General features: G+C 66.3%; 14 protein-coding genes. 6 read left to right on the top strand and 8 right to left on the bottom strand.

The genetic code is table 11. From position 1 onward, the window contains the following. The first annotated feature begins 272 nt into the window (after positions 1 to 272). On the top strand, positions 273 to 3794 hold the full coding sequence (locus ABMY26_RS19575; RefSeq protein WP_372398844.1) for an indolepyruvate ferredoxin oxidoreductase family protein: 3522 nt from the start codon (positions 273 to 275) through the stop codon (positions 3792 to 3794). A gap of 84 nt (positions 3795 to 3878) precedes the next feature. On the opposite strand, the gene ABMY26_RS19570 is transcribed toward ABMY26_RS19575, so the two are convergent. Then, the gene (locus ABMY26_RS19570) at positions 3879 to 4097 is read right to left on the bottom strand and encodes a hypothetical protein (RefSeq protein ID WP_372398843.1); all 219 of its coding nucleotides are present in this window, start codon (positions 4095 to 4097) and stop codon (positions 3879 to 3881) included. A gap of 493 nt (positions 4098 to 4590) precedes the next feature. Between ABMY26_RS19570 and ABMY26_RS19565 the strand changes: the two genes are divergently transcribed. The 4 genes from ABMY26_RS19565 to ABMY26_RS19550 all read left to right on the top strand — a co-directional run bounded on the left by ABMY26_RS19565 (position 4591) and on the right by ABMY26_RS19550 (position 10327). Beyond that, on the top strand, positions 4591 to 6282 hold the full coding sequence (locus ABMY26_RS19565; protein ID WP_372398841.1) for a methyl-accepting chemotaxis protein: 1692 nt from the start codon (positions 4591 to 4593) through the stop codon (positions 6280 to 6282). Between the two features lie 226 nt (positions 6283 to 6508). Further along, on the top strand, positions 6509 to 6679 hold the full coding sequence (locus ABMY26_RS19560; RefSeq protein ID WP_372398839.1) for a hypothetical protein: 171 nt from the start codon (positions 6509 to 6511) through the stop codon (positions 6677 to 6679). Continuing rightward, the gene (locus ABMY26_RS19555) at positions 6660 to 8177 is read left to right on the top strand and encodes an ATPase domain-containing protein (RefSeq protein ID WP_372398838.1); all 1518 of its coding nucleotides are present in this window, start codon (positions 6660 to 6662) and stop codon (positions 8175 to 8177) included. The genes ABMY26_RS19560 and ABMY26_RS19555 overlap by 20 nt, the downstream gene beginning before the upstream one ends. After that, the gene (locus ABMY26_RS19550) at positions 8174 to 10327 is read left to right on the top strand and encodes an ATP-binding protein (protein ID WP_372398836.1); all 2154 of its coding nucleotides are present in this window, start codon (positions 8174 to 8176) and stop codon (positions 10325 to 10327) included. The genes ABMY26_RS19555 and ABMY26_RS19550 overlap by 4 nt, the downstream gene beginning before the upstream one ends. A 49-nt stretch (positions 10328 to 10376) precedes the next feature. Here the strand turns inward: ABMY26_RS19550 and ABMY26_RS19545 are convergent, their stop codons facing one another. After that, positions 10377 to 12419: a PAS-domain containing protein gene (locus tag ABMY26_RS19545; RefSeq protein ID WP_372398834.1), complete on the bottom strand. Its 2043-nt coding sequence runs from the start codon at positions 12417 to 12419 to the stop codon at positions 10377 to 10379. Between the two features lie 217 nt (positions 12420 to 12636). Here ABMY26_RS19545 and ABMY26_RS19540 point away from each other — a divergent pair, with 217 nt between their 5' ends. Further along, positions 12637 to 13101: a hypothetical protein gene (locus ABMY26_RS19540; RefSeq protein WP_372398832.1), complete on the top strand. Its 465-nt coding sequence runs from the start codon at positions 12637 to 12639 to the stop codon at positions 13099 to 13101. A 39-nt stretch (positions 13102 to 13140) separates the two neighbouring features. Here ABMY26_RS19540 and ABMY26_RS19535 read toward each other — a convergent pair whose 3' ends face one another. The 6 genes from ABMY26_RS19535 to ABMY26_RS19510 all read right to left on the bottom strand — a co-directional run bounded on the left by ABMY26_RS19535 (position 13141) and on the right by ABMY26_RS19510 (position 24508). After that, entirely contained in the window at positions 13141 to 14058 is a 918-nt protein-coding gene (locus ABMY26_RS19535; RefSeq protein WP_372398831.1) for a hypothetical protein, read from the bottom strand. A 12-nt stretch (positions 14059 to 14070) separates the two neighbouring features. Further along, entirely contained in the window at positions 14071 to 15618 is a 1548-nt protein-coding gene (locus ABMY26_RS19530; protein WP_372398830.1) for a CHASE2 domain-containing protein, read from the bottom strand. Between the two features lie 108 nt (positions 15619 to 15726). Next, complete coding sequence (locus ABMY26_RS19525) at positions 15727 to 18093, bottom strand: CHAT domain-containing protein (protein ID WP_372398829.1); 2367 nt, start codon at positions 18091 to 18093, stop codon at positions 15727 to 15729. A gap of 34 nt (positions 18094 to 18127) precedes the next feature. Beyond that, positions 18128 to 19321 (bottom strand): hypothetical protein, encoded by a 1194-nt coding sequence (locus ABMY26_RS19520; RefSeq protein WP_372398828.1) that lies wholly within the window; start codon positions 19319 to 19321, stop codon positions 18128 to 18130. 811 nt (positions 19322 to 20132) lie between these two features. Beyond that, positions 20133 to 23273: an efflux RND transporter permease subunit gene (locus ABMY26_RS19515; protein WP_372398827.1), complete on the bottom strand. Its 3141-nt coding sequence runs from the start codon at positions 23271 to 23273 to the stop codon at positions 20133 to 20135. Next, positions 23270 to 24508, bottom strand: a complete 1239-nt coding sequence (locus tag ABMY26_RS19510) for an efflux RND transporter periplasmic adaptor subunit (protein WP_372398826.1) — start codon at positions 24506 to 24508, stop codon at positions 23270 to 23272. Before ABMY26_RS19510 ends, ABMY26_RS19515 begins: the two co-directional genes overlap by 4 nt. Positions 24509 to 24544 lie beyond the last annotated feature (36 nt).

The raw sequence follows: 24544 nt of genomic DNA, 5'->3' as shown, positions 1-24544 counted from the left end.
GTCCGCCCCCATATCCCAGTGCATGGCCTGGGCAAGGCGAAGGGACGGAGCGCTGGCGTTCGCAGGAAATTGCAGCAAGGCGGGGCCTTCCATACGCTCCGTTACGGAAGACCGCGGGTTGCGGCGCCGTTCCTTGCTTTTTGCGGAACCGGCGGCCGCAGGCGTTGCGGAATAAGACAGCCTTCATTACCTTTTTGCCCAGCGAACAAATCGGCGCCCCAGCACTCCGTACCGGAACTAGCCAGGCTGCCGACCGATGGGAGGAATGAAGGATGGCGCTTGCAACGGTGTCCCTGGCGAACGTGTCTCTCGAAGACAAGTACGCACTCGAACACGGGCGCGTGTACCTCACCGGCACCCAGGCGCTGGTGCGGTTGCCGATGATGCAGCGCCAGCGCGACCTCGCCGCCGGGCTGAACACCGGCTGCTTCATTTCGGGATATCGCGGCTCGCCGCTGGGCGGGTTCGACCAGAATCTGTGGAACGCCCGCAAGTTCCTGGAGAAGAACCACATCCAGTTCCAGCCCGGCGTCAACGAGGAGCTGGGCGCCACCGCCGTCTGGGGCAGCCAGCAGGTCGGCATGTTCAAGGGCGCCAAATATGACGGCGTCTTCGCCATGTGGTACGGCAAGGGGCCGGGCGTCGACCGCTCCGGCGACGTGTTCAAGCATGCCAACGCCGCCGGCACCTCCAAGCACGGCGGCGTGCTGGTGCTGACCGGCGACGACCACAACTGCAAATCCTCCACCTTCCCGCACCAGTCCGAACACGCCTACATGCATGCGATGATCCCGGTGCTGAACCCGTCGGGGGTGCAGGAGATCCTGGATTACGGCCTGATCGGCTGGCAGATGAGCCGCTGGTCCGGCTGCTGGATCGCGATGAAGACCATCGCCGAGACGGTCGACACCTCGGCGTCGGTCCATATCGACCCGCTCCGCGTCAACCCGGTCATCCCCGCCGATTTCGACATGCCGCCGGGCGGCCTGAACATCCGCTGGCCCGACCCGCCGCTGGAGCAGGAACACCGGCTGATGAAGCACAAGCTGTACGCCGCCCTGGCGTTCGCGCGTGCCAACAAGCTGGACCGGGTGGTCCTGGACAGCCCGCGCCCGCGCTTCGGCATCGTCACCACCGGCAAGAGCTATCTCGACGTCCGGCAGGCGCTGGACGAGCTGGGCATCACCGAGGAGATGGCCGCCGACTGGGGCATCACCGTCTACAAGGTCGGCATGCCCTGGCCGCTGGAGCGCGACGGCGTCCGCCACTTCGCCGAAGGCCTGGAGGAGATCGTCGTCGTCGAGGAGAAGCGCGCCGTCATCGAGAACCAGCTGAAGGAACAGCTCTACAACTGGAATCCCGACGTCCGCCCGAAGGTGGTCGGCAAGTTCGACGAGCAGGGCGAGTGGATCCTGCCCAGTGCCGGCGAACTGACCCCGGCGCAGATCGCCGTGGTCATCGGCCGCCGCATCCAGCGCTTCGTCGACAACGAGAATCTCGTCCGCCGCATCGCCTTCCTCGATGCGCAGGAGAAGCAGAAGGCCCATGTCGCCCGCGTCGTGCGCAAGCCGACCTTCTGTTCCGGCTGCCCGCACAACACATCGACCGTCGTGCCGGAGGGCAGCCGGGCGCTGGGCGGCATCGGCTGCCACTACATGGCGACGTGGCTCGACCGCTCGACCGACACCTTCACCCAGATGGGTGGCGAGGGCGTGCCCTGGGTCGGCCAGGCCCCCTTCACCGACGAGCAGCACATCTTCGCCAACCTGGGCGACGGCACCTATTTCCATTCCGGCATCCTGGCGATCCGGCAGGCCATCGCCGCCAAGGTGAACATCACCTACAAGATCCTGTTCAACGACGCGGTGGCGATGACGGGCGGCCAGCCCTTCGACGGCACCCAGACCGTCCAGTCCATCGCCCAGACCTTGCGCGCCGAGGGTGTCACCCGGATCACGGTCGTCACCGACGAGCCGGAGAAATACGGCATCGGCAACGGCCTGCCGCAATTCACCACGGTCGAGCATCGCGACGATCTCGACCGCGTGCAGAAGGAGATGCGCGAGGTCGCCGGCACCAGCATCCTGATCTACGACCAGACCTGCGCCACCGAGAAGCGCCGCCGCCGCAAGCGCGGCAAGATGGTCGACCCGGCCAAGCGGGTGGTCATCAACGAGCTGGTGTGCGAGGGCTGCGGCGACTGCTCGGCCAAATCCTCCTGCGTCTCGGTCATCCCGCAGGAAACCGAGTTCGGCCGCAAGCGCCAGATCGACCAGTCGAGCTGCAACAAGGACTACTCCTGCACCAAGGGCTTCTGCCCCAGCTTCGTGACGGTCGAGGGCGGCCAGCTCCGCAAGCCGAAGCCGGCCGCGCCGAAGTCGGCGGAGGGCCATGCCCTGCCCGACCCCGCCGTCCCCAGCTTCGACCGGACCTGGAGCCTCTATGTGACCGGCGTCGGCGGCACAGGCGTCGTCACCGTCGGCGCCCTGCTGGGCATGGCCGCCCATATCGAGGGCAAGGGCGTCGGCGTGCTCGACATGACCGGCCTCGCCCAGAAGGGCGGCGCGGTGACCAGCCACATCCGCATCGCCAATACTCCGGAGGACATCCATTCCGTCCGCATCGCCGCCGGCGGCGCAGACGCGGTGCTGGGCTGCGACCTGATCGTCGCGGCGGCGGGCGACGGCCTGTCGAAGATGACCGCCGGCCGCACCCGCGCCGTCATCAACACCCATGACAGCATCACCGCCGACTTCATCAAGAAGCCGGACATGGTGATCCCGGTGCGCGACCTGGTCGCCGACATCACCCGTGCCTGCGGCGGCGCGGCCAATGTCGACGCCTTCGACGCGACGAGGCTCGCCACCGCGCTGCTGGGCGACAGCCTCTACGCCAACCCGTTCCTGATGGGCTATGCGTGGCAGAAGGGGCTGATCCCGCTGTCCGAAGCCTCGATCCTGAAGGCCATCGAGCTGAACGGGGTCGCGGTCAAGCTGAACCTCGACGCCTTCCAGTGGGGCCGGCGCGCCGCCGTCGACCTCGCCTCGGTGGAGGCCGCCGCCAAGCCGCAACGGGATGGGGCCGAGATCGGGCCGTCCCTGCTGCTCGACCAGCGCCGCCAGTCCACCAGCCTGGAGGAGGTCATCCAGCGCCGCCAGCGCTTCCTGACCGATTACCAGGATGCCGCCTATGCCGCCCGCTTCCATGCGCTGGTCGACTGGACCCGGCGGACGGAACAGCAGAAGATCCCCGGCTCCACCGCGCTGACCGAGGCGGTCGCCCGCGCCCACTTCAAGCTGATGGCCTACAAGGACGAGTATGAGGTCGCCCGCCTCTACACCGACAGCGGCTTCGTCGAGAATGTGGCGCGCATGTTCGAAGGCGACTGGAAGCTGACCTTCCACATGGCGCCGCCGGCGATGGGCGCGGACGGCGAGGATGGGGCCGAGCCGAAGAAGAAGAGCTTCGGCCCGTGGATGCTGCCGGTCCTGCGCCTGCTGGCCAAGGGCAAGCGGCTGCGCGGCAGCTGGATGGACCCGTTCGGCCGCACCGCCGAGCGGCGCCAGGAACGCCAGCTGATCGCCGATTACGAGGCGGTGGTGGGAGAGCTGCTGCACGGGCTGACCCGCGACAGGCTTGCCCTGGCGGTCGAGATCGCCGCGCTGCCGATGGAGATGCGCGGCTACGGCCCGGTGAAGGCGCGCAACGTCGCCGCCGCCAAGGCCAAGGAGGCCAGGCTGCTGACCGGCTTCCGCGCCCCCGCCGCCGCGCCGCAGCCGCTGGCCGCAGAGTGAGGTGAAACCGAAAGCCGCCCTTCCCGCCTTGCGGTGGGAGGGCGGCTTTTCCTTGCGCCGAGCGGTGTCCTGGTTCCGCTTTCCTCAGTGCCGCTTGGCCCCTGCCGTCATCATCCAGATCGCCACGAAGAATATGGCGGTGCCGAGCAGCGCGGCGTACAGCACGACCGGCGGATGGAAGAGGAAGCCGATCGGCAGGATCAGCAGCATCAGCGCCGCCCCCAGCAGGGCGAGCAGGAAGATGCCGAGGTTGAAATGTTCATAGACGGGGGCGTTCGGGCCGCCGTCGGTCAGGGTCGCCATGGCATGTGCTCCGTTCCGGTGCCGCGGGTGCGGCGGTGGATGAGGAATATGAGCACAGGCTAATCATTGGGGCGTCGGCGGGCATTGCGAATTCGCAAGGGATTGCGGATGGCTTTCAAAAATGTCGATCCGTTTCGCAAGCGGACAGCCCAACGCCCGCCCGCGCGGTCCGGCCGCCGACGTTGGGACTGCTCGAACCAGCCGCACCCATCCGCCATCATATCATTTCGCTCAATGAAAATTTTAATACCCAAAAGAAGAAGCAATACTCGTCACGAACCAACAAACACAGTTCCGGTTACAATATCGCCATATCGCCCGAAGGATGGTGACGAATTGCAGCAACATCATTAACGGACCTTATAGGATTCGGATAGAATTCGGTTCTCACACAGTGAATGCGACCGATATCAGTGCAATTTGTCGCAGATCTGAATGGTCATACCAGGGTATGATGCCGGGAGTTCCCTTCCCGACAGAAACGAGACCACCCATGCGCACTCTGTTGAGCCGCGTCAGCATCAGCCGTAAAATCTCCGCCGTCCTCGTCCTGATGGCACTGGTCGCGTCGGTGGTCGGCGTCATCGGGTTCGTCGCGATCGACACCTACGACGCCCGGGTCGACGACATCCAGAACCGCTCGCAGCGGGCGCTGCTGGCCGAGCAGGTCAGCGGGCTGATCTACAAGACGGTGATGGACAGCCGCGGGGTCTATATGGCCAAGACCAAGGACGAGGTGCAGCTGTTCGGCAAGGGGATCCGGGAGTCGACCGCGTCGATCGGAAAGCGCATGGCGGAATGGGAGAGCCTGCTGCCGCCCGGCCAGAGGGCCGATTTCCGGAAGTTGAACGACAACGCCAACGATTTCATCGCCATCCGCAACGAGCTCGCCCGCCTCGGCGTCGAGGTCTCTCCGGAGGCAGCGGAAAAGCACGGCAACACGCCGGAAGGCCGCGCCAACCGGGTGGCGCTCGGCAAGCAGCTGGAAGCGGCGGCACAGCGGAACATCGACAGCATCAAGCAGGCGAACGACGAGCTCGACGCCTTCAGGTCCCGCATGCTCGCGCTGATGCTGACGGTCGGCATCGGCGGCGTCGGTGCGGCGGTCGCCGTCAGCGTCGTGGTCGCCCGCGCCGGCATCGTGCGTCCCATCGCCCGCATCACCGACACCATGTCCCATCTCGCCGAGGGCACCCTGTCGGTCGAGGTGGCGGGGACGGAGCGCGGCGACGAGATCGGCGGCATGGCCCGCGCGGTCGAGATCTTCCGCCAGAATGCACTGGACCGCGCCCGCATGGCGGCGGCCGAGGAGGCCGAGCGCAAGGCCAAGGAACAGCGCACCGCCGCGGTGGAGCGGCTGGTCGCCGGTTTCGACAGCAACATGTCCGGCATCCTGCGCACGGTCAGCGCCGCCGCCACCGAACTGGACGCCACGGCGCAGAGCATGTCGCACACGGCCGAACAGACCAACGAACAGGCTGCCAGCACGGCAGCAGCGGCCGAACAGGCCTCGGTCAACGTGCAGACGGTGGCGTCGGCGACCGACGAGCTGTCCGCCTCGATCTCGGAGATCAGCGCGCAGGTCGCGCGCTCCACCACCATCGCCGCCCAGGCGGTGGGCGAGGCGCAGGCCACGAACCAGCGGGTCCAGGGGCTGGTCGACGCCGCCCAGCGCATCGGCGACGTGGTCAAGCTGATCACCGACATCGCCAGCCAGACCAACCTGCTGGCGCTGAACGCCACCATCGAGGCCGCCAGGGCGGGCGAAGCCGGCAAGGGCTTCGCCGTCGTCGCCAGCGAGGTCAAGAACCTCGCCACCCAGACCGCCAAGGCGACGGAGGAGATCGCCGGCCAGATCGCGTCGATGCAGCAGGCGACCGGCGAGGCCGCCAACGCCATCACCGGCATCGGCGGCACCATCGGCACGATCAACGAGATCGCCACCTCCATCGCCTCGGCCATTGAGGAACAGGGCGCGGCGACCGGCGAGATCGCCCGCAACGTCCAGGAGGCGGCGCGGGGAACCGAGGTGGTGACGGTGAACATCACCGAAGTCAGCCGCGGCGCCACCCAGACCGGCAGCGCCGCGTCCCAGGTGCTGGGCGCCGCCGGCGAACTGTCGCGCCAGTCGGAGCAGATGAAGATCGAGGTCGAGCGCTTCCTGGCCGGCATCCGCGCGGCATGAGGCCACGGGCCGCCGGAGGTCCGGCGGCTGCATTCCGGACGGCTGCATTCCGGACAGCGGGGACAGGGCGGGTCGACCGCGCGGCGGCAACGGACGGCCGCCGCGCCTTTCGGCGTCCCTAGGCCAAAGGACCGATGCTGATCGCTCAGGCTGCCGTCCGCCATGCGACACGCTACATCTGGACGATCGTTTCCACCTGTCGTGTCCGATGTCCGCGGAATTGCCTTTGCCCAACGATCCCCTGCCTCATCCCGGTGCCGTCCCGCGCGAGCGTATCCTGCGCGACCGCCGGCTGACGGAGACCCGGGCCGGCACCCTGGGCCGCATCCCGGCGGACGCGCTGCCCGATACCCCCAGAACGGACCTCCCGACCCGCCATGGCCGCCGCCCCTACTGACCTGCCGCGCACCGACCTGACGCGCAAGGCACGAACCGGCGTCGCCGGGCTCGATGACATCCTCGCGGGCGGTCTCGCCCGCGACCGCGTCTTCCTGCTCGAAGGCAGCCCCGGCACGGGGAAGACCACGGCGGCGCTGCAGTTTTTGCTGGAGGGCGCCGCCGCCGGTGAAACCGGGCTCTACGTCACCCTGTCGGAAACCGAGGAGGAACTGCACGAGGCCGCGGTCGCCCATGGCTGGACGATCGGCGAGGGGATCACAGTGTTCGAGCTGGTCCCGCCGGAAAGCCTGCTCGATCCGGCACACCAGCAGAGCCTGCTCTACTCCTCGGACCTGGAGCTCGGCGAGACGACCAGGCACCTGTTCGAGGCGATCGAGCGCATCAAGCCGGTGCGGATCGTGCTCGACAGCCTGTCGGAGATCCGCCTGCTGGCCCAGGATTCGCTGCGATACCGTCGCCAGATCCTCGCCCTCAAGCATTATTTCGCCAGGCATGGCGCAACCGTGCTGCTGCTCGACGACCTCACCACCGACACGATGGACAAGACCGTCCACAGCATCGCCCACGGCGTGATCCGGCTGGAGATGATCACGCCGGCCTATGGGGCGGAGCGGCGGCGGCTGCGCGTGCTCAAATACCGCGGCCAGGCATACCGCGGTGGCTATCACGACTTCTCCATCGGCACCGGCGGCATCCGTGCGTTCCCCCGGCTCATCGCCGCGGAGCATCGCACCGGATTCGCCGGCGAGCGTCTGGCCAGCGGCATCGCCGAACTCGACACGCTGCTCGGCGGCGGAATGGAGCGCGGGTCGAGCTCCCTCATCATCGGCCCGGCAGGCACCGGAAAGTCGCTGTTCGCCATCCAGTTCGCCGTCGCCGCCATCGCGCGGGGCGAGCGTGCCGCGCTGTTCGTCTTCGACGAGGAACTCGGCCTGCTGTTCGCCCGGACGAGGGCGTTGGGCCTGGACCTCGAGGCGCTCCGCGACCGCGGCAGCCTGCTGATCGAGCAGGTCGACGCCGCCGAACTGGCGCCCGGCGAATTCACGCACCGCGTGCGCGGCTTCATCGACCACCACCATATCCGAACCGTGGTGATCGACAGCCTCAACGGCTACCAGGCGGCGATGCCGGAAGAGAAGCTGCTGGTCCTGCACCTGCACGAGCTGCTGCTGTATCTGAACCGGCAGGGCGTGACGACCTTCCTCACCATCGCGCAGCATGGCCTGATCGGCGACATGCAATCGCCGGTCGACGTCACCTACCTTGCCGATACCGTCGTGCTGCTGCGCTATTTCGAGGCGCTGGGCCGGGTCCGACGGGCAATCTCGGTGATCAAGAAGCGCGCCGGCCCGCATGAGGACACCATCCGCGAGTATCGGGTCACCGATCGCGGCATCAGCCTCGGACCGCCGCTGGACGAGTTCCAGGGCGTGCTGCGCGGCGTGCCGGTCTACAGCGGTCAAGGCGGCCCGCTGCTGCGGGACGAGCCGGCGTGACCGAATCCGAGACCATGGACCGCGCGCTGATCCTGGCGCCGCGCGGACGGGATGCCGCCGTCGCGGCCGCCCTGCTGGGCGAGGTCGGGATCACAGCGCAGGCCTGTCCCGACCTGACGGCCCTGTGCCAGGCTCTGGACGACGGGGTCGGGCTGCTGATCCTGGTCGAGGAGGCCGTGCGCACCGCCGACCTCCAGGGGCTCGTCGCCTGGCTCGGCGCGCAGCCGCCCTGGTCCGACCTTCCGGTCGTGCTGCTGACGATGCGCGGCGACGGTGCGGAGCGCACGCCGGAAGCCGCCCGCCTGACCGAGCTGCTCGGCAACGTCACCTTCATCGAGCGTCCCTTCCACCCGACCACGCTGGTCAGCGTGGCGCGCACCTGCCTGCGCGGGCGCCGCCGCCAGTACGAGGCGCGGGCCCATCTGGTCGAACGCGACCGCCTGCTGGCCGATCTGGCCGGCGAGCGGGCCCATTTCGCGACGCTGATCGAGCATCTGCCGGTCGGCGTCTCGCTGATGGACCGGGACGGCAGGGTCATGCTGTGCAACCCGGCCTTCGAAGGGTTCCTGCCGGATGCGGTGATCCCGTCCCGGCAGCCCGACGGCGACCGCAAGTGGATCGCGCACGACGACCAGGGACGCCCCCTGCCCCGGGACCAGTTTCCCGCAGCGCGTGCCCTGCGCGGCGAGCTGGTCCATGGGGTCGAGTTCACCTGCCGTCGGCCCGACGGCTCGTCGACCTGGACCCGGGTCAGCGGCGTGCCGGTGCGTGACGGCATGGGTCAGCTTGTCGGAGCGCTCGCGGCCATCGTCGACATCGGCGTCCAGAAGGCGGCGCAGGAAGCCCTGCAGCGCCTCACCACGACGCTGGAGGCCACGGTGCGGGAGCGCACCCGCGAGCTGGAGGAAACGCTGGACCGCCTGCGCGCCGAAATGCGCGACCGCGAGCGTGCCGAGGAGCAGCTGCGCCAGACGCAGAAGCTGGAGACGCTGGGCCAGCTCACCGGAGGTGTCGCGCACGACTTCAACAACCTGCTGATGGCGGTGCTCGGCAATCTGGAGCTGCTGCGCAAGCGGATTCCCGACGATCCGACGACCGAGCGCCTGTTCGACGGCGCCATGCAGGGGGCGCGGCGCGGGGCGACGCTGACCCAGCGGCTTCTGGCCTTCGCCCGCCGGCAGGATCTGCAACCGCAGGCGGTCGACCTCGCCGGCCTGCTGGAGGGCATGCGGACCTTGCTGGAACGCTCGGTCGGTCCGCGCATCCTGGTGCGGATCGACGCGTCCGCCGGCCTGCCGCCGGCCCTGATCGATCCCAACCAGCTGGAGCTGGCGATCCTGAACCTCGCCATCAACGCCCGCGACGCCATGCCGGACGGCGGCACGCTCACGGTGTCGCTGGACGAGACGCCGGCCGCAGCATCCTCCGGCCTCGCTCCCGGCCGCTACCCGCGGCTGAGTGTGCAGGACACCGGCGCCGGAATGGATGCGCCGACGCTTGCCCGCGCGGTCGAGCCGTTCTTCTCGACCAAGGGAATCGGCAAGGGCACCGGGCTCGGCCTGTCGATGGTCCATGGCCTGGCGGTCCAGTCCGGCGGCGCGTTCCGGCTGTCCAGCGTGCCGGGCCGGGGGACGCTGGTGGAATTGTGGCTGCCCCGGGCGACGGCACCCGTGCGGGCGGCCGAGCCGCCCCCGGCCCCGGCGGCCGACGTCGCTCCCGCCGTGGTCCTCGTGGTCGATGACGACGCGCTGATCGCCATGAGCACGGTCGACATGCTGACCGACCTCGGGCACACGGTGGTCGAGGCGAATTCCGGCATCGAGGCGCTGGAGCTTCTTCGCAGCGGACAGGCGGTCGACCTGCTGCTGACCGACTATGCGATGCCCGGCATGACCGGGGTCGAACTCGCCCGGACGGCCCGGGAGATGGTTCCGAACCTGCCGGTGCTGCTGGCGACGGGATATGTCGACCTGCCGGAGGGCGTCGTCGCCGACATGCCGCGCCTTGCCAAGCCATACACCCAAAATCAGCTCGCCACGGCCACCGGCAGGCTGCTGGCGAAGGCGACGGGGACGGGGACGGGGACGGGGACGGGGACGGGGACGGGGACGGGGACGAGATCGCGTCGGGTGAAATCTGAATCGATTTGAAGCGTGAAAGACGGGAGCCGCACCGGACGATCCCACCGGGCGGCTCCCACTACCCCACCGGAAAGCGCAGCAGGAACCGCGCACCCTTCTCGCCGCCATCCTCCCCGCCGTTTTCCAGGACGATGCTGCCGCGCATGGTTCCGGCCATGATGTTGGCGCAGATGCTGAGGCCGAGGCCGCTGGCGCCGAGGCCCCGCCTGGTGGTGAAGAAGGGCTCGAACACGCGGGGCCGGATGTCGGGCGGGATGCCCCTGCCATCGTCGGCGTAGCGCATCTCGATCCAGCCCGGCGGCTCCTCGCGGGCGGACAGGCTGATGCGGCCGGTCCCGCCCTCGTCGAAGGCGTGGACCAGGGCGTTGATGACCAGATTGGACAGCACCTGGGCGAAGGCGCCGGGATAGCCGTCGACGATCAGGCCGGGCGGGATGTCGAGCTCCACCGAAACCGCGGTGCCGCGCAGGCGGGGACGCAGGCTCAGCAGCACCTCGTCGACATAGGCGGCGAGGTCGAAGGGGCGGCGCTCGCCGCTGGCCTGGTCGGCGGCGACCTGCTTGAAGCTCTGGATCAGGCCGGTGGCGCGCTCGACGTTGGTCAGGATCATCCGCGTCGTCTCCCAGGACAGGTCCAGGAACTCGTTGAAGTCGCTGCGGCGGATGCGGTTCTCCTCATAGAGGGCGCGGATGCGGGCGACCTGCTCGCCCAGATGGGAAATCGCCGTCAGGGTCACGCCGATCGGCGTGTTCACCTCATGGGCGACGCCGGCCACCAGCTGGGCCAGCGACGACAGCTTCTCCGCCTGGATCAGGCTGGCCTGGGCGTCGCGCAGCTCCGCTTCCGCCCGCTTGCGCGCGGTGATGTCCAGCGACACGGTGACGATGTGGGTGACCTCGCCGTCATCGTCGGTCAGCGGCATCTTGGTGGTCAGCCAGTCGCGCAGGGTGCCGGTGCCGTCCGGCGCCCGGTCCTCGTGGAAGGGCAGGCCCTGGCCGCAGTCGGCCACCAGCCGGTCGAACGCCGAGGCGCGCTGGGCCGCCGGGCCGGCGGGCGGGCCGGCCGGGCCGTAGGTCTCGCGGTAATAGCGGTTGGTCAGCCGGACGGAGCCGTCGCGGTCCTTCACGTCGATCAGCGCCGGAATGGCGTCGATGACGCCGGTCAGGATCTCGCGGCTCTGGCGCACCGCCTCGTCGGCGACGACGCGGTCGGTGATGTCGGTGAAGCTGCGGACCTGCCCGCCGTCCGGCAGCGGCACCACCCGCACCTCGATGAAACGGCCGTCGCCCTGGGGACGGGCATAGACGAACTCGCCCGCCGGCCGGCCGAGCCGGCCCATCAGGTAGGCGGTCTTGGCGTCGAGGTCGTCGCCGAAATCGGGGGCGCCGGCCGGCATCGCCACCAGCCCGCTGGACAGCTGGTGCCGCACCACCTCCGGCAGGGTCGGGCCGGCGCGCATCGCCTCCTCCGACAGGCCGAGGATGTCCAGCGCACCGGCATTCCAGGCGATGTAGCGCAGGTCACGGTCGAGCAGGACGATCCCCTGCCCGGCATTCTCCAGCGTCAGCCGCAGCAGGTGGCGCTGGGCGGCAAGCCCCTCCTCCGCCCGCTTGCGCTCGGTGACGTCGGTGTAGGTACGGACGAAGCCGCCGTCGGGGAGGAGCCGGGTCCGCACCTCCAGCACGCGGCCGTCGGGGCGGCGGTGCTCGTACAGCGGCGGCTCGGCACGGCGGGCGCTTGCGATCTGCCGGTCGGCGAGTTCCTCCGGGTTGCCGGGGCCGTATTCGCCGGCCCAGGCGAGATGGCGCACCAGCTGCGGGTAGGTCGCGCCCGGCATGAAGCCGCGCGGCCGGTCGAGCAACTCGAACAGCCGGCCGCTGACGATCCGCACCGTCAGGTCGGCGTCGACCAGGATCACGCCCTGGTCGATCTGCTCCAGCGCGAGCGCCGCAAGGCCGCCATCGGAATGGGCGCCATCGGAATGGGCGCCGTCGGATTGGCCGCCGTCGGATTGGCCGCCATCGGATTGGGTTGGCCGATCCGGCGGGTTCGTCGGGAGGTCGGGGTTCTGGGCTGGCAAGGTCGGCGAGCCATCCGTCATTACGCGGTTCCACAATCGAACGGGGCACTGTACCAGCCGGCAGCGGTCCTGCCGAGCCTTCGTCTGTGCCGAGGCGTCACAATCCCGCGACATTTAACGGACATTTTAAGCTTTACGGAACCTTTGCCGTAATACCCTGTTTCGAATCGCGCGGCGTTTGTGCATGATCGACAGGGTTGCACGACCGCCCTTCCCGCCAGCTTGAGGTAACCGCCCCTTGTCCGGACTGGCCGCCCTCCCCGCACCGACCGGCACGCAGCCCCCCGCAGGGCTGGCGAAGCTGCGTCAGATGCTGGCGAGCGACGCCGCGGCGGTCCAGCCGATCCGCCGCATCCCCGGCGAGGACGAGCGCAAGCGCGGCAAGGACCAGACCGGCGAGACCGGCGACGCGCTGAAGGGAAGCGGCCGGGCCGACGGCGAGCAGACGGCGGCGCGCAGCCGCACAGCCGGCGGATCGGCCGGCGGGTTCGCCATCGGCGGGGCCGCGGACGGGTCAGGCCCGGTCAGCGGCGGAACCGTCCCGCTGACGGCATTGCCCAACGCCGGCTACGTCGCCCAGAGCATCCACCAGGAAGCCATGGGCAGCGGCCTGACCATCGAGCCGTGGTCCGAGGCAATCGACGCCTACCGCCGCGCCGATGCCGGGGCGAACACGCCGCTGCTGACCCAGATCGCGGTGTAGGAGCGGCATTGCAGACGGTGTCGCCGCCGCTCCATGCTGTCATTGCTGCGGACTGGCCGGCGGCGCCTTCCCCTCGACGAGCAGCTTCGCCGCCATGCTTGCGGTCGGCGAGTTCAGAGCGGACAGGCGTTGGTATGCCTCGAGAGTCCAGACGCCGTTATCGACGGCGGCCAGCTGCACGGCATCGACGATCCCACGCAGGGTTTTATCGATTGGGTTGACCGGTGCCTCCTTGTTGTGGACCGGCACGGCGCCCGGAGAAACGGCCTTGATTTCGATGTTCCGCTCGCCACCCTTCCATTTGAGCTTCAGGCGGTAGAGCCTGCCCGCTTCGAAAGCGCCCTCGCCGTTCCTGAGCTCGGCCTTTCCTCCTGTCACGCCGATCGACTTTGCAAGCGTCCGGTTCTGGTCCGACAGCAGGATCAGGTCGACCGGCTCGGCGAGATTGGCCCAGGCGAAGGCAAGTGCCGTACCGCCGGCGGCCAGATGGTTGCTGGCTCTCCATTTCACCGGCGCCACTATGTCGTCGGCCGAGAATCGGGTGACGGTCGGTGCCGGTTGCGGCATCGATGCCGTTCTGAACCAGTCGACCACAAAACGGAGCATGTTGTCGGGCACCGTCGAGGGAACGCCCTTCCCCTGAACGGGAAAAGGCCGATGCGGCTCAATCGTCACATCGTCCTCCCTGTCGCTCAAGACAGCGATTCTGACGGTCGTTCTGGTGGAGGCCCGGATGATGTCGCCCTGGCGGACGCGGAACATGCTGTTGGCCGGGATTTCCTCCACGGTACCGCCGCTTACGCGTTGCACCTTGACCTGCTGGTCGCTGGAGGTCGCCACGAATCCGTCTTCGACGGTGGTCGCCATCGCCACCGCCGCCCATCCGATCATCAGGCCGCCGAGAATCGCCGCAAGCGGTCCCCGTGACGACAGACTGGTTCCGGTCTTTTCCAACATGTCGTTTGTCCCTCACGATTGCGTCGTGGAAATTTTCGCCTTGTCCGGACGCGGAACCGCGATCGGTTCCATGTCCGGAGGGGGCGGATCCTTGATATGGCCCCCCCCATCGCCCCCACCGTGGCCCCGGAAGCGATGCAGAACGGCATGGAGGAGCTTGTGGTGGAGGAATGCAGCGATCGCAGGAGCCGAAACATCGATCCAAAGTCCGGCACCCCAGATGTAAACGGCCACCCCGGGAACAAGTACGCAACAGATCATTATGATCGTGACATCGATGATCCCGGCTCTTCTTTGGAGACTGTGCAGAAACACGGCGCCGATCGATGCCATCAAGCTGATGCCCAGCTCGATTATAAAGACACCCGTCTTGCCAATCGGTTTCAAGTCCGGAAGGTTTATTTGTGAGTGTATGGCATTGATGATGATCATCGTCCCCGGCATCCAGCCGAAAGGCGTTATCCTGACATCTCCGGAATCCTGATGGACCGCCCCGATCACCACGATGCGGTTCTGGTAGAGCTTCGGGAGCGGCTTCGCGCGCAGCATCCCGCCGTGAACAATCTGGCGATCTATCACCGGGGCGTTCCCCGAACGGTACGACGCCGCCTGTTCGCCCGGCTCCAGTATCCAAGGCAATGTGAAGCGGATCCAGTTTTCGGTCCGGCACGGACTCTGGTCCAGAACGATCTGCCGCCCGTTGCCGAGCGTGATCGTCTTCGACGGGTCGTCGGAGCAGTAGGAATCGGCGGGAGGGTTCCGTCCGACCGCTTCGGCCAGTTTGCTGTTCAGTTCGGCCAATGCGGCGGCCGGCGAGGGTTCGGGAGGTTTTCCGTCCGGACCGATCAGCGCATTCATCGCCAGAAAGAGCGACGGCGTGATGCGGGGTTCCATGGCGGTGCAGATTCGCTCGTATTGGGTCAGGTATCTTGCGGTCAGGAAACGCGAATTGCCGCTGACGTTGGTGGTTGCCCAATGGATTTGCGGGCTTTCGGCATCGAGATTCCCGAACATGGTATTCCGAACCATGCGACAACCACCGGCGCTTCCCTTCTGCACGGGTTCGTCTAAATAAGGATTATGAATGAGGAACACCGGTGTCCCGGCCGGATCCTGGAGGCTCTTCAGATAATCGTACAGCTGCCCGTTTCCACGGTCATCGCCATCGAGCGCGACGTCGAGGACAACCGCCCTCGCGCCGCCCTCGACGGCGATCCTGACGAGGTCTCTCAACCGTTCACGTGGAATGTGGCGGGAGTTCTGTTCCCATCCTTCGATTGTGTCGCGGTCGATTCCAAACAGGGTGAAGGTAACAACGGGATCAACCGGCAGCACATTTCGCCAAAATATGCTGAACACCCCAAAAGTATAATCATCAATCTGTCGTTTTATCGTCGTATTCTTGCCCATATCGAGCAGGATAGCAGTAGAAACCCCAAGAAATGTAAGAGCTAAAACCCATCCTATATTTTTTAGGTATCTTTTTATTTTCGCAGATCGACTCTCTGGAAAATATTTTGAAATCCAATCAGATGCTGTAATACGATTAGATTCCCACATTTATTGCCTCTCATTCTGTATTGTATCTGTTTCTCGATAAAAGTTTTCGTGATTAACTTGTTTCGTTAACGGAGAACGATAGGTTTACTTCATTTCATCGATCATCAGCTACAAGCGAACATCGGCACCGATCACCGTGAATCCCGCCCAATAATAGGGATGGCTGTATCCTGTCCTTTGACTCATGGCCTTCTGGGCAATGCCCAGCGCCGCCGCCGCCGTATTCCCCTGCCGCAATGCCAGATAGAAGGCTTCCAGGAGAACCGAGGTGGCGGAGTCGTTCACTTGCCACAGGGTGCCCACCACCGACTGGGCGCCAGCGGCCAGGAAGCCATCGGCGATGCTGGTGAGGTCCTGATCCGTCCTGTCGCCACGGATCGCGGAGACACAAGCGCTCAGCACCGCAAGCTTGGTCGGAATTTGTGCGGTGTGCAGCTTTGCGACGGTCAGGTCGCCGTCACCCGCCAGATCCGACAGCAGCAACCGGGAATTCAATGGAGCGAAGCTGTCGAACTTGCCGTGAGCCGCGATGTGAAGGATGCGGGTGTTCGGGCCTTCCGTAAGGACTTTCTCGATGGTGGCGTTCGAGTTCTTGTATACGGATATCCTGTAGCCCGACATCTTGGGAAATAGCCGTTCCAGCATGTCGACTTCCGCTTCGGCATGGCGCAGCGATTGCTCGCGGGTCATATTCCTCAATGTCGGATTGCCAAGGGCCAAGCCATTGGCCGGTAGCGGCCGGTCGTCCGGCCGCAGGGCGGCAAGGGCGGTCAAGCTGGGAACGATGCGAATCCGCTTCGATTGCAGAACCGGCCCCGTCCCGTCATCCAATACGCCGAATGGAACGGCGAACAATTCGCCATGCGGCACGATAAGCAGATTGCTTGCCTGCGTCGAGGACAGGACAGGCTGAAGAAAGTGCCTGTACAATATCCTGGCTGAATTTTTATAGCTTCCGTCCTCCGGGTTCTTCAGCGTTCCGACGAAGCCTTCAAGGGATATGGGTGAAGCGCCGAGTTTGTGATAGCTGCTGATTCTGCCGTCTTCGATCAACAGGGCATGCCATTGCGGTGCATCGGTGCCGACGGCTGTCGGGAAAAAGACGATCGCCGCCTCATCGCCGCCGGTTCTCGGCAGGAACTCCCGGAGGCCCGGAGGTTTGACGCCGCTTGCCAGGGCCAGGGCCGGCGCGTCGCGCGCGATGGCTTCGGACGCTTCCCGAACGGCCTGAATGGCGGTCGCGGCTTCGGGGCCCGAGGATTGCAGATGCAGGAACTCGTCGGATTGACGCAGCTTCACCTGATTGGCCGCCACCCTCGGCCCGCTCGAATCGTGGGTTCTCATCCCGGGAAGTCCGATCAACCGCTCCACCAGAAGCCGGCATCGTGCCCGTTCCATGTATTCCAGCGCGTCGCTCAGGGCTCCCCGTTCGAGAAGCAACGCGATCAGATCCTGGTAGACCGCGTAAGTGCTGGCGGAAAAAGCAAGGCGCCCGATATCCGAGGCAATGGATGCGCGGCTTGCTTCGACAAGATCGATGGCCCGCTTGAACCGGTCGACCGCGCTGTCGGGATTGCCTTGGCGCTCCAAACGCCCCATCAGATGCAGGGACTGCCAATGCACGCTTCCATAGGAGTCGATGCCGGGATAGGACAGCACCCTGTCGAGATAGCGGCGGGCATCGGTCGGACGATTGAGCGTGAACAGGCATTTCGCCGCCAGGAATTCGATATAGACGTTCCCGGCCGGCGCGATCGAATGATTGCCGAGGATGCCGCCATCGAACGCCTTCACCAAGTCAAGCCGGAATGTGGGGCGGACGGCATCCGGCGAGGACGGTTGCGCACCCAGTCCGTAATCCGCCAGCAGTCTGCGGTCCGGGTCTTCGAGCAAAGCGATCGTCCGGTCGCATCGTCCGGTTTCCGCGAACACTGTCGCCGCGAAGAACGATGGCAGGGGCTGTTTGCGGCGGGCCATCATCTCGATCTGCGGGGGCAGGGCGTCCCCCGAGCTTTCCGGGCGGGATCGTGCGCGCAAAAGACGGCTCAGGAACACTCCGTTGTCGCTCTCGTCCGAATCGACCATGTTCCAGGCGTCCTCATACTCCCCACGCGCCATGTACAGCAGCGCCTCGCGGCGTCTGGCGGCCGCCTGCACCGCCGGGTCCGCCCCACCCTTCTTCAGATACTCCCTGTTGCAGGCATCCGCAGCGCCCAGCGCATCCGCCCTCAACTCCAGTTCGCACAGCAGGCCGATGCTCAGCACGCTATGCCGTTCGATCGGGATGCCCCGAAGGCGCTGCCGCAAGGTGCCCAGGCGTCCCGCCGCGATGTCATCGAAATCCTCGGAAGTTATCCCCTCGCGCTCCGTTCCGGTCCTGGCCAGCTTGTAGTCCGGAAGAAAGAGGGCCGGGCCGCATCCGGTCAGCACGATCAGCAACGATCCGGCCATCGCGCGCAAAGCCGTCTTCCGCATCCGGGAAACTCCATGGGTGATGGGCGAAGGAGGTTCAGAAACGGTAGCCGGCATTCAGCTTCACTGCGTTGTAGCTCCGCCCGACCGTGTAGGTCAGCCCGAGCCGGAACGAGTCCCATATTTGGTCGCCATCGGTGTGGCGCGTGCCGACGACCAGTCCGAACTCGTTGTAATGCGGCACGTAAAGCCGATCTCCCATGGCATAGGTGTCGGTCGCGTAGGCCTGCCAACTGATCGGCCGTTCGAACCAGGCGCCATCCAGCGAACCCTCGACGCTGATCCCGTTCTTCGTGATCGTGTTGCGCAGCTTGTAGTCGTAGGAATAGCCGCTGACGGAGAAGCCACCGGATTTGTAGAAACCGATGCCGTTGCCGATGCCGATCTTGAGGTCCGGCGTGGCATGGAAGGTGTAGAAGCTCGTCAGGTCGACCGAATACATCAAAGCGGCTGCGCCGAGATCGATCGACCCCGCGGCGCCGGCGCGAATGGAGGGCGAAAGATACCAATGGTCCGCCAGCAGCGGAACCCGCATGGAGGCACCGAAGGAGCCGAGCGCCGATTGGGCTCCTTCCGTGCGGACATAGGTCAATGGCAGGTCGAAGGTCAGCGCATAGCCGGGATCCGCAAACGGAATCGTGTATTTCAACGGCAAATGGACTGCGGTGCTCGCATATCCTCCGGACCTGGAGGCGCCGACGTCGCCGCCTGCCGAAAAGAGGTTCGGACTGGTCGGGCGCCCCGAAGAGGACTCGGAGGGACGCGGTGGCGGGAGATCGCCGAGGGTGCCGAAACCGGTGGCGGTGCTGAATGAGGTGGCATTCATCTGCGCCTGAAGGCTGTTCGGATTGCCGGCCACCGGGTCGATCGGCGACGTCGCCACAAGCTCGCGCAGCAGCCGGGACAGGATGTCCCCGCCATTCTTCAGCAGGAAATCCTTGAACTGCGCCTGGCTGTCGTCGCGTGTCGCACCGTTGAAGGTCAGATCGATGCCAATGGACGGAACGTTAAAACGCAATGCAGTCGAATTGGCGCCATAGGATGCGGTTGTCGAAAGGCCTCTGATATAGAGCGTGGTGGCAACAGCAGAGGTATCCGTATATAAATTAATATATGTTCTCAGGTTTTCGCTAGAAAGACTATCGACAAGATCCGATATCTTCCCAAACGATACGCTTGCGTATTGAGTGTTTCCAGATATCTGATTGACTATTCTATTTGCAAGCAACATCGGCGTGTTTACTACTGTACCCGTACTTGTTCCAACTCCTGGTGTATTTCTAGGGCCACCTCCGGTTTGCACTCCAGAGTTGGATTGCAGATACAGATACGCATCAAGCCGAAACAAATCCTTTGCTTCCGACGGCGATCCACCGGCAAGGACAGCCATGGGCATTGCAACGGACAGGGATTTTACAATCAATGATTGTATAGCGCCAAGCATCCGAATATGTGTCATCAGATCCCCCAATCTGTCCAATTCAGATTGTTTTAAAAATATTTTCTTTCAAAGATTGAGTCAAGGACGGTAATACGCCTTAATGGATATACAGTGAGATATAAGAATCGTATCGGCTGTGGAATGACTCGAAGATCGCCAAACCCGGCACCCGGCCCAGACTCGTTACCCCGGCCTCGTTCACCCGGCCTCGTTCACCCGGCCTCGTTCATGAGACTGGCGAGCGTTGCCGGCGGAACGAATCCAGATCGAGGAATTCGGAAACTGGCGAACTGGCGGTGAACGAGCCGGCGAAGACAGCCGTCTCCGGTCGGCCAGCCGCTCTTCCCATACCATCGGGCATAAAGCCCGGCATCTCCGGCCATCTGCCCACCTTCGAGCGGCGGGAGCGGCGGGCTTCGGAAGGTCATGGCTCGACCGGTGCGGATGCGGAATGGACAGCCGCACAAGCACCGGGGCTATGGCAATTCCATGAAATCGGATCGGATCGCGTCAAATCAGGCAGGATTTGAAACGCGATCCGATCCGTGCGCAGGCGACTCCGGAATTTCCGGTCGCTGCGCCCGATCCCTGCAGCAGCGGCTCAGTCGTCTCCGCCGGCCGGCATCGGGCCGTGCGGCAGGTCGGCCTTGCGGCCGCCCTTTTCGCCGCGGTGGAACAGGCCGCCGACGAAGCGGCCGAAATCCTCCATGTAGAGATAGAGCGACGGCGTGATGTAGAGCGTCAGCACCTGCGACACGCACAGGCCGCCGACCACGGCGAGGCCCAGCGGCTGGCGCAGTTCGGCCGCCGCGCCATGGGCGATGGCGATGGGCAGGGTGCCCATGATCGCCGCCATCGTCGTCATCATGATCGGGCGGAAGCGCAGCAGGCAGGCCTGCTCGATGGCATCGTGCGCCGACATGCCGTTGCGCCGCGCCTCCACCGCGAAATCGATCATCATGATCGCGTTCTTCTTCACGATGCCGATCAGCATCAGGATGCCGATGATCGCGATCATGCTGAGTTCGGTGTCGAACAGCATCAGCGTGCCGAGCGCGCCGATCACCGCCGACGGCAGGCCGGACAGGATGGTCAGCGGATGGACGAAGCTCTCGTACAGCACGCCGAGCACGATGTAGATCACCAGAACCGCGGCCGACAGCAACAGCGCCTGCCCGGCCTGGGCATCCTGGAACACCTGGGCGGTGCCGGCGAAGCCGGTGGTGATGGTGGGCGGCAGGTCGATCTCGCGCTCCGCCGCACGGATCAGGTCGACCGCCTGCCCCAGCGAGGCGCCGGGCGCGACGTTGAAGGACAGGGTGACCGCCGGCAGCTGCCCCTGGTGCGCCACCGCCAGCGGGCCGGCGGTGCGCTCCACCCGCGCGAAGGCGTCGAGCGGCACCAGCTTGGCCGTCGTGGCCGAGCGGACATAGATGCGCGACAGCGAGCTGTCGTCGCTCTGGTATTTCGGCTCCAGCTCGATCAGCACCTGGTAATCGTTGCTGGGGGTGTAGATGGTCGAAACCTGCCGCTGGCCGAAGGCGCTGTAGAGGGTCGAGCGCACCTGATCGACGCCGATCCCCAGCGTCGCCGCCTTCTCGCGGTCGATGTGCACATAGGCCTGCGGGTTGTTGAGCTGAAGGTCGCTGGTGACGTCCTGGAGGACGGGGATGCCGTGCAGCGTCTGTTCCAGCCGGGCCGACCACTGGTACAGCTCGTCGAGGTCGAGGCCCTGGATGGTGTATTGGTAGAGGCTCTTGGACGAGCGGCCGCCGATGCGCAGGTTCTGCACCGGCTGCATGTAGACCGCCATGCCGGGGATGCCGTTGACCTGCCGGCGCAGCTGCTGGATCACCTCGGTCGCCGACGGGCGCTCGTCGCGCGGCTTCAGCGTGACGAACATGCGGCCCTGGTTGCCGGTGCTGCCGCCGACGCCGACGGAGGAGATGACGTCCACCACCGCCGGGTGGGCCTTCATGATCGCCGCGACCTGCTGCTGGCGCTCGGCCATCGAGGTGAAGGCGATGTCGGGCCGCGCCTCGGTCGTCACCTGGATCTGGCCGATGTCCTCGGTCGGGAAGAAGCCCTTGGGGATCGCCTGGTACATCAGGGCGGTGCCGGCCACGGTGGCGATCATCACCAGCCCCATCAGCGGCCGATGGCGCAGGGTCCAGCGCAGGGTCCGCGCATAGCCGTTCAATACAGCCGAGAAGCCGCCCTCCAGCATCCGGCCGAACCAGCCCTCCTTCTCTTCGCCGGGGGCGTGGTGGGTGAGGAAGCGCGAGCACATCATCGGCGTCAGCGTCAGCGACACGAAGGCCGACGCGGCGATCGCCATGGTGACGACCAGGGCGAACTCGTGGAACAGCCGGCCGACGACGCCGCCCATCAGCAGGATCGGGATGAAGACCGCGACCAGCGACAGGGTGATGGACAGGATGGTGAAGCCGATCTCGCGCGAGCCCTTGATCGCGGCCTCGAACGGCTTCATCCCCTCCTCGACGTAGCGGACGATGTTCTCCATCATCACGATGGCGTCGTCGACCACGAGGCCAACCGCCAGCGTCAGCGCCATCAACGAGATGTTGTCGACGGAAAATCCCAGCAGATGCATGCCGCCCGCCGTCGCGATCAGCGAGATCGGCACCGCCAGCGCCGGAATCAGCGTCGCCGACAGCCGGCGCAGGAACAGGAAGATCACCAGCACCACCAGCACGATGGTCAGCGCCAGGGTGAACTGCACGTCCTCCACCGCCTGCCGGATCGATTCGGAGCGGTCGTTGACGATGTCGATGGCGGCGGATGCCGGAAGCTGCGCCTTGAAGGACGGCAGCAGGGCACGCACGCGGTCCACCACCTCCACCGTGTTGGCGTCCGGCTGGCGCTGGACCGCCAGCATGATGCTGCGGGTGCCGTTCAGCCAGCTGGCGGTGCGGTCGTTCTCGACGCTGTCCTGCACCAGCGCCACGTCGCCCAGCCGGACGGGGGCGCTGTTGCGGTAGGCGACGATCAGCTCGCGGAAGGCGGCGGCGTCGGGAAGCTGCGGGTTGGCGGCGATCACCAACTGCTGCTGCTGGCCGGTCAGGGTGCCGACCGGCGTGTTGGCGTTGGCCGCGGCCAGCGACTTCTGCAGCTCGTCGATGCCGATGCCGCGCAGCGCCAGCGCGTTGGGATTGACCTGGACCCGGACCGCGTATTTCTGCGAGCCGTAGATCTGGACCTGGGCGACGCCGGGCAGGGTCGCGACCTTGGGCTGGATCAGCGTCTCGGCGATGTCGTTCAGCTTGGACAGCGGCAGCGTCGGCGAGTTGAGCGACACGAACAGGATCGGCTGGTCGGCCGGATTGACCTTGCGGTAGCTGGGCGGGGTCGTCATCTCCGCCGGCAGCCGGCGCTGGGTGCGGGCGATGGCCGCCTGCACGTCGGCCGCCGCCGCGTCGATGTCGCGCTCCAGCACGAACTGGATGGTGATGCTGGTGTTGCCGAGCGTGCTGTTCGAGGTCAGCGTGTCGATGCCGGCGATGGTGGAGAATTCGCGCTCCAGCGGGCTGGCGACCGAGGCCGCCATGGTTTCCGGCGAGGCGCCGGGCAGGGTCGCGGTGACGCTGACCACCGGGAAATCCACCCGCGGCAGCGCCGCGGTGGGCAGCTGGCGGTAGGCCGCCAGACCGCCGAGGACCATCGCCGCCGTCAGCAGGATGGTCATCACCGGACGGCGGATGCAGAGTTCGGAGAGGTTCACGTCGCGCCCCCGCCGGTCTGGGCCTGAGCCGATTCATGGGCCGCCGAGCCCTGCTGCCGGACGCTCGCCGCGCTCTCCCCGCCGGGCGGGGCCGCCGGCTTGCCGCCGCCCCGTTCCGACACCTTGGCACCGGGGAACAGCCGCGACTGGCCGTCGACCACCACCCGCTCGCCGGCCTTGAGGCCGGTGGCGATGACGCTCTGGCCGCCATGGGTGCGCTCCACCGTGACCGGGCGCATCTCCACCGTCTCGTCAGCCTTCACGACATACACGAAGCGGCCCTTCTGGCCGGTCTGCACCGCCGGGTCGGCGACGGTCAGGGCGTCGGGCTCGACCCGCAGGGTCAGCACCGTGTCGACGAACTGGCCGGGCCACAGCCGGGTGTCGGCATTGGGAAACTCGCCCTTCACCAGGATGGTGCCGGTCTGCTGGTCGACCTGGCTGTCGACGAAGGACAGTTTGCCCTCCGCCGTCTCGCCGCGGCTGCCGGCGATGCTGGCGGTCACCGGCAGCGATCCGCGGGCCATCGCGGCGCGGATCGTCGGCAGGTGCTTTTCCGGGACGTTGAAGCTGACATTGATCGGGCGCAGCTGGGTCAGCGTCACCAGCGGGTTGGCGTCGGCGGCGCGGACCATGGTGCCGACCTTGGCGGCGACGGTGCCGGTGCGTCCATCCATCGGCGCGGCGATGCGGGTGAAGCTGAGCGACACCCTGGCCGCCTCGATCGCCGCCAGATCGGCCTTCACCGTTCCCTCCAGCGCGTCGGCGGTGGCGACCGCCGCATCGTACTGGGTGCGCGAGATGGCGCTTGTGCGCACCAGCTCGGAATAGCGCTTCACGTCGCCCTTGGCCTTTTCCAGATTGGCGCGGTCGCGCTCCAGGTTGGCCTGGGCCTGGCGGAGCTGGGCTTCGAGCGCCCGGGCGTCGAGGGTGAACAGCGTGTCGCCGGTCCTGACCTCCTGCCCCTCGGTGAAGGCGACGCTCTCGACCACGCTGTCGATGCGCGCCTTGATCGCGATGGCGGCGACCGGCTGGACGCTGCCGATGGTGACGATCTGTTCGGGCAGCGCCTGGGCCGTCACGATCTGCGTCACCACCGGCACCGCCCGCGCAGCGGCCGGTTCGGCCGCCTTGGTCGTCTGGGCCGTTCCCCCGGCAGAATGCTTTGCATACCAATAATAGCCGCCGCCGCCGACCGGAACGGCGACCAGCAGAACCAGGAAAAGCCGTCTCATCCGTTGGGACTCCAGACGCCGGACCGCGGCGTTTCG

The sequence above is a fragment of the Azospirillum sp. HJ39 genome (assembly GCF_041507355.1).
GTDB lineage: Bacteria > Pseudomonadota > Alphaproteobacteria > Azospirillales > Azospirillaceae > Azospirillum > Azospirillum thiophilum.
This window is presented reverse-complemented; position numbering and strand designations above follow the sequence as displayed.

What these genes read in the sequence shown, in the direction of transcription:
- ABMY26_RS19575 (WP_372398844.1), top strand. Translation starts at nt 273, where the DNA reads ATGGCGCTTGCAACGGTGTCCCTGGCGAACGTGTCTCTCGAAGACAAG.
- ABMY26_RS19570 (WP_372398843.1), bottom strand. Translation starts at nt 4,097, where the DNA reads ATGGCGACCCTGACCGACGGCGGCCCGAACGCCCCCGTCTATGAACAT.
- ABMY26_RS19565 (WP_372398841.1), top strand. Translation starts at nt 4,591, where the DNA reads ATGCGCACTCTGTTGAGCCGCGTCAGCATCAGCCGTAAAATCTCCGCC.
- ABMY26_RS19555 (WP_372398838.1), top strand. Translation starts at nt 6,660, where the DNA reads ATGGCCGCCGCCCCTACTGACCTGCCGCGCACCGACCTGACGCGCAAG.
- ABMY26_RS19545 (WP_372398834.1), bottom strand. Translation starts at nt 12,419, where the DNA reads ATGACGGATGGCTCGCCGACCTTGCCAGCCCAGAACCCCGACCTCCCG.
- ABMY26_RS19535 (WP_372398831.1), bottom strand. Translation starts at nt 14,058, where the DNA reads ATGTTGGAAAAGACCGGAACCAGTCTGTCGTCACGGGGACCGCTTGCG.
- ABMY26_RS19530 (WP_372398830.1), bottom strand. Translation starts at nt 15,618, where the DNA reads ATGTGGGAATCTAATCGTATTACAGCATCTGATTGGATTTCAAAATAT.
- ABMY26_RS19525 (WP_372398829.1), bottom strand. Translation starts at nt 18,093, where the DNA reads ATGCGGAAGACGGCTTTGCGCGCGATGGCCGGATCGTTGCTGATCGTG.
- ABMY26_RS19520 (WP_372398828.1), bottom strand. Translation starts at nt 19,321, where the DNA reads ATGTTGCTTGCAAATAGAATAGTCAATCAGATATCTGGAAACACTCAA.
- ABMY26_RS19510 (WP_372398826.1), bottom strand. Translation starts at nt 24,508, where the DNA reads ATGAGACGGCTTTTCCTGGTTCTGCTGGTCGCCGTTCCGGTCGGCGGC.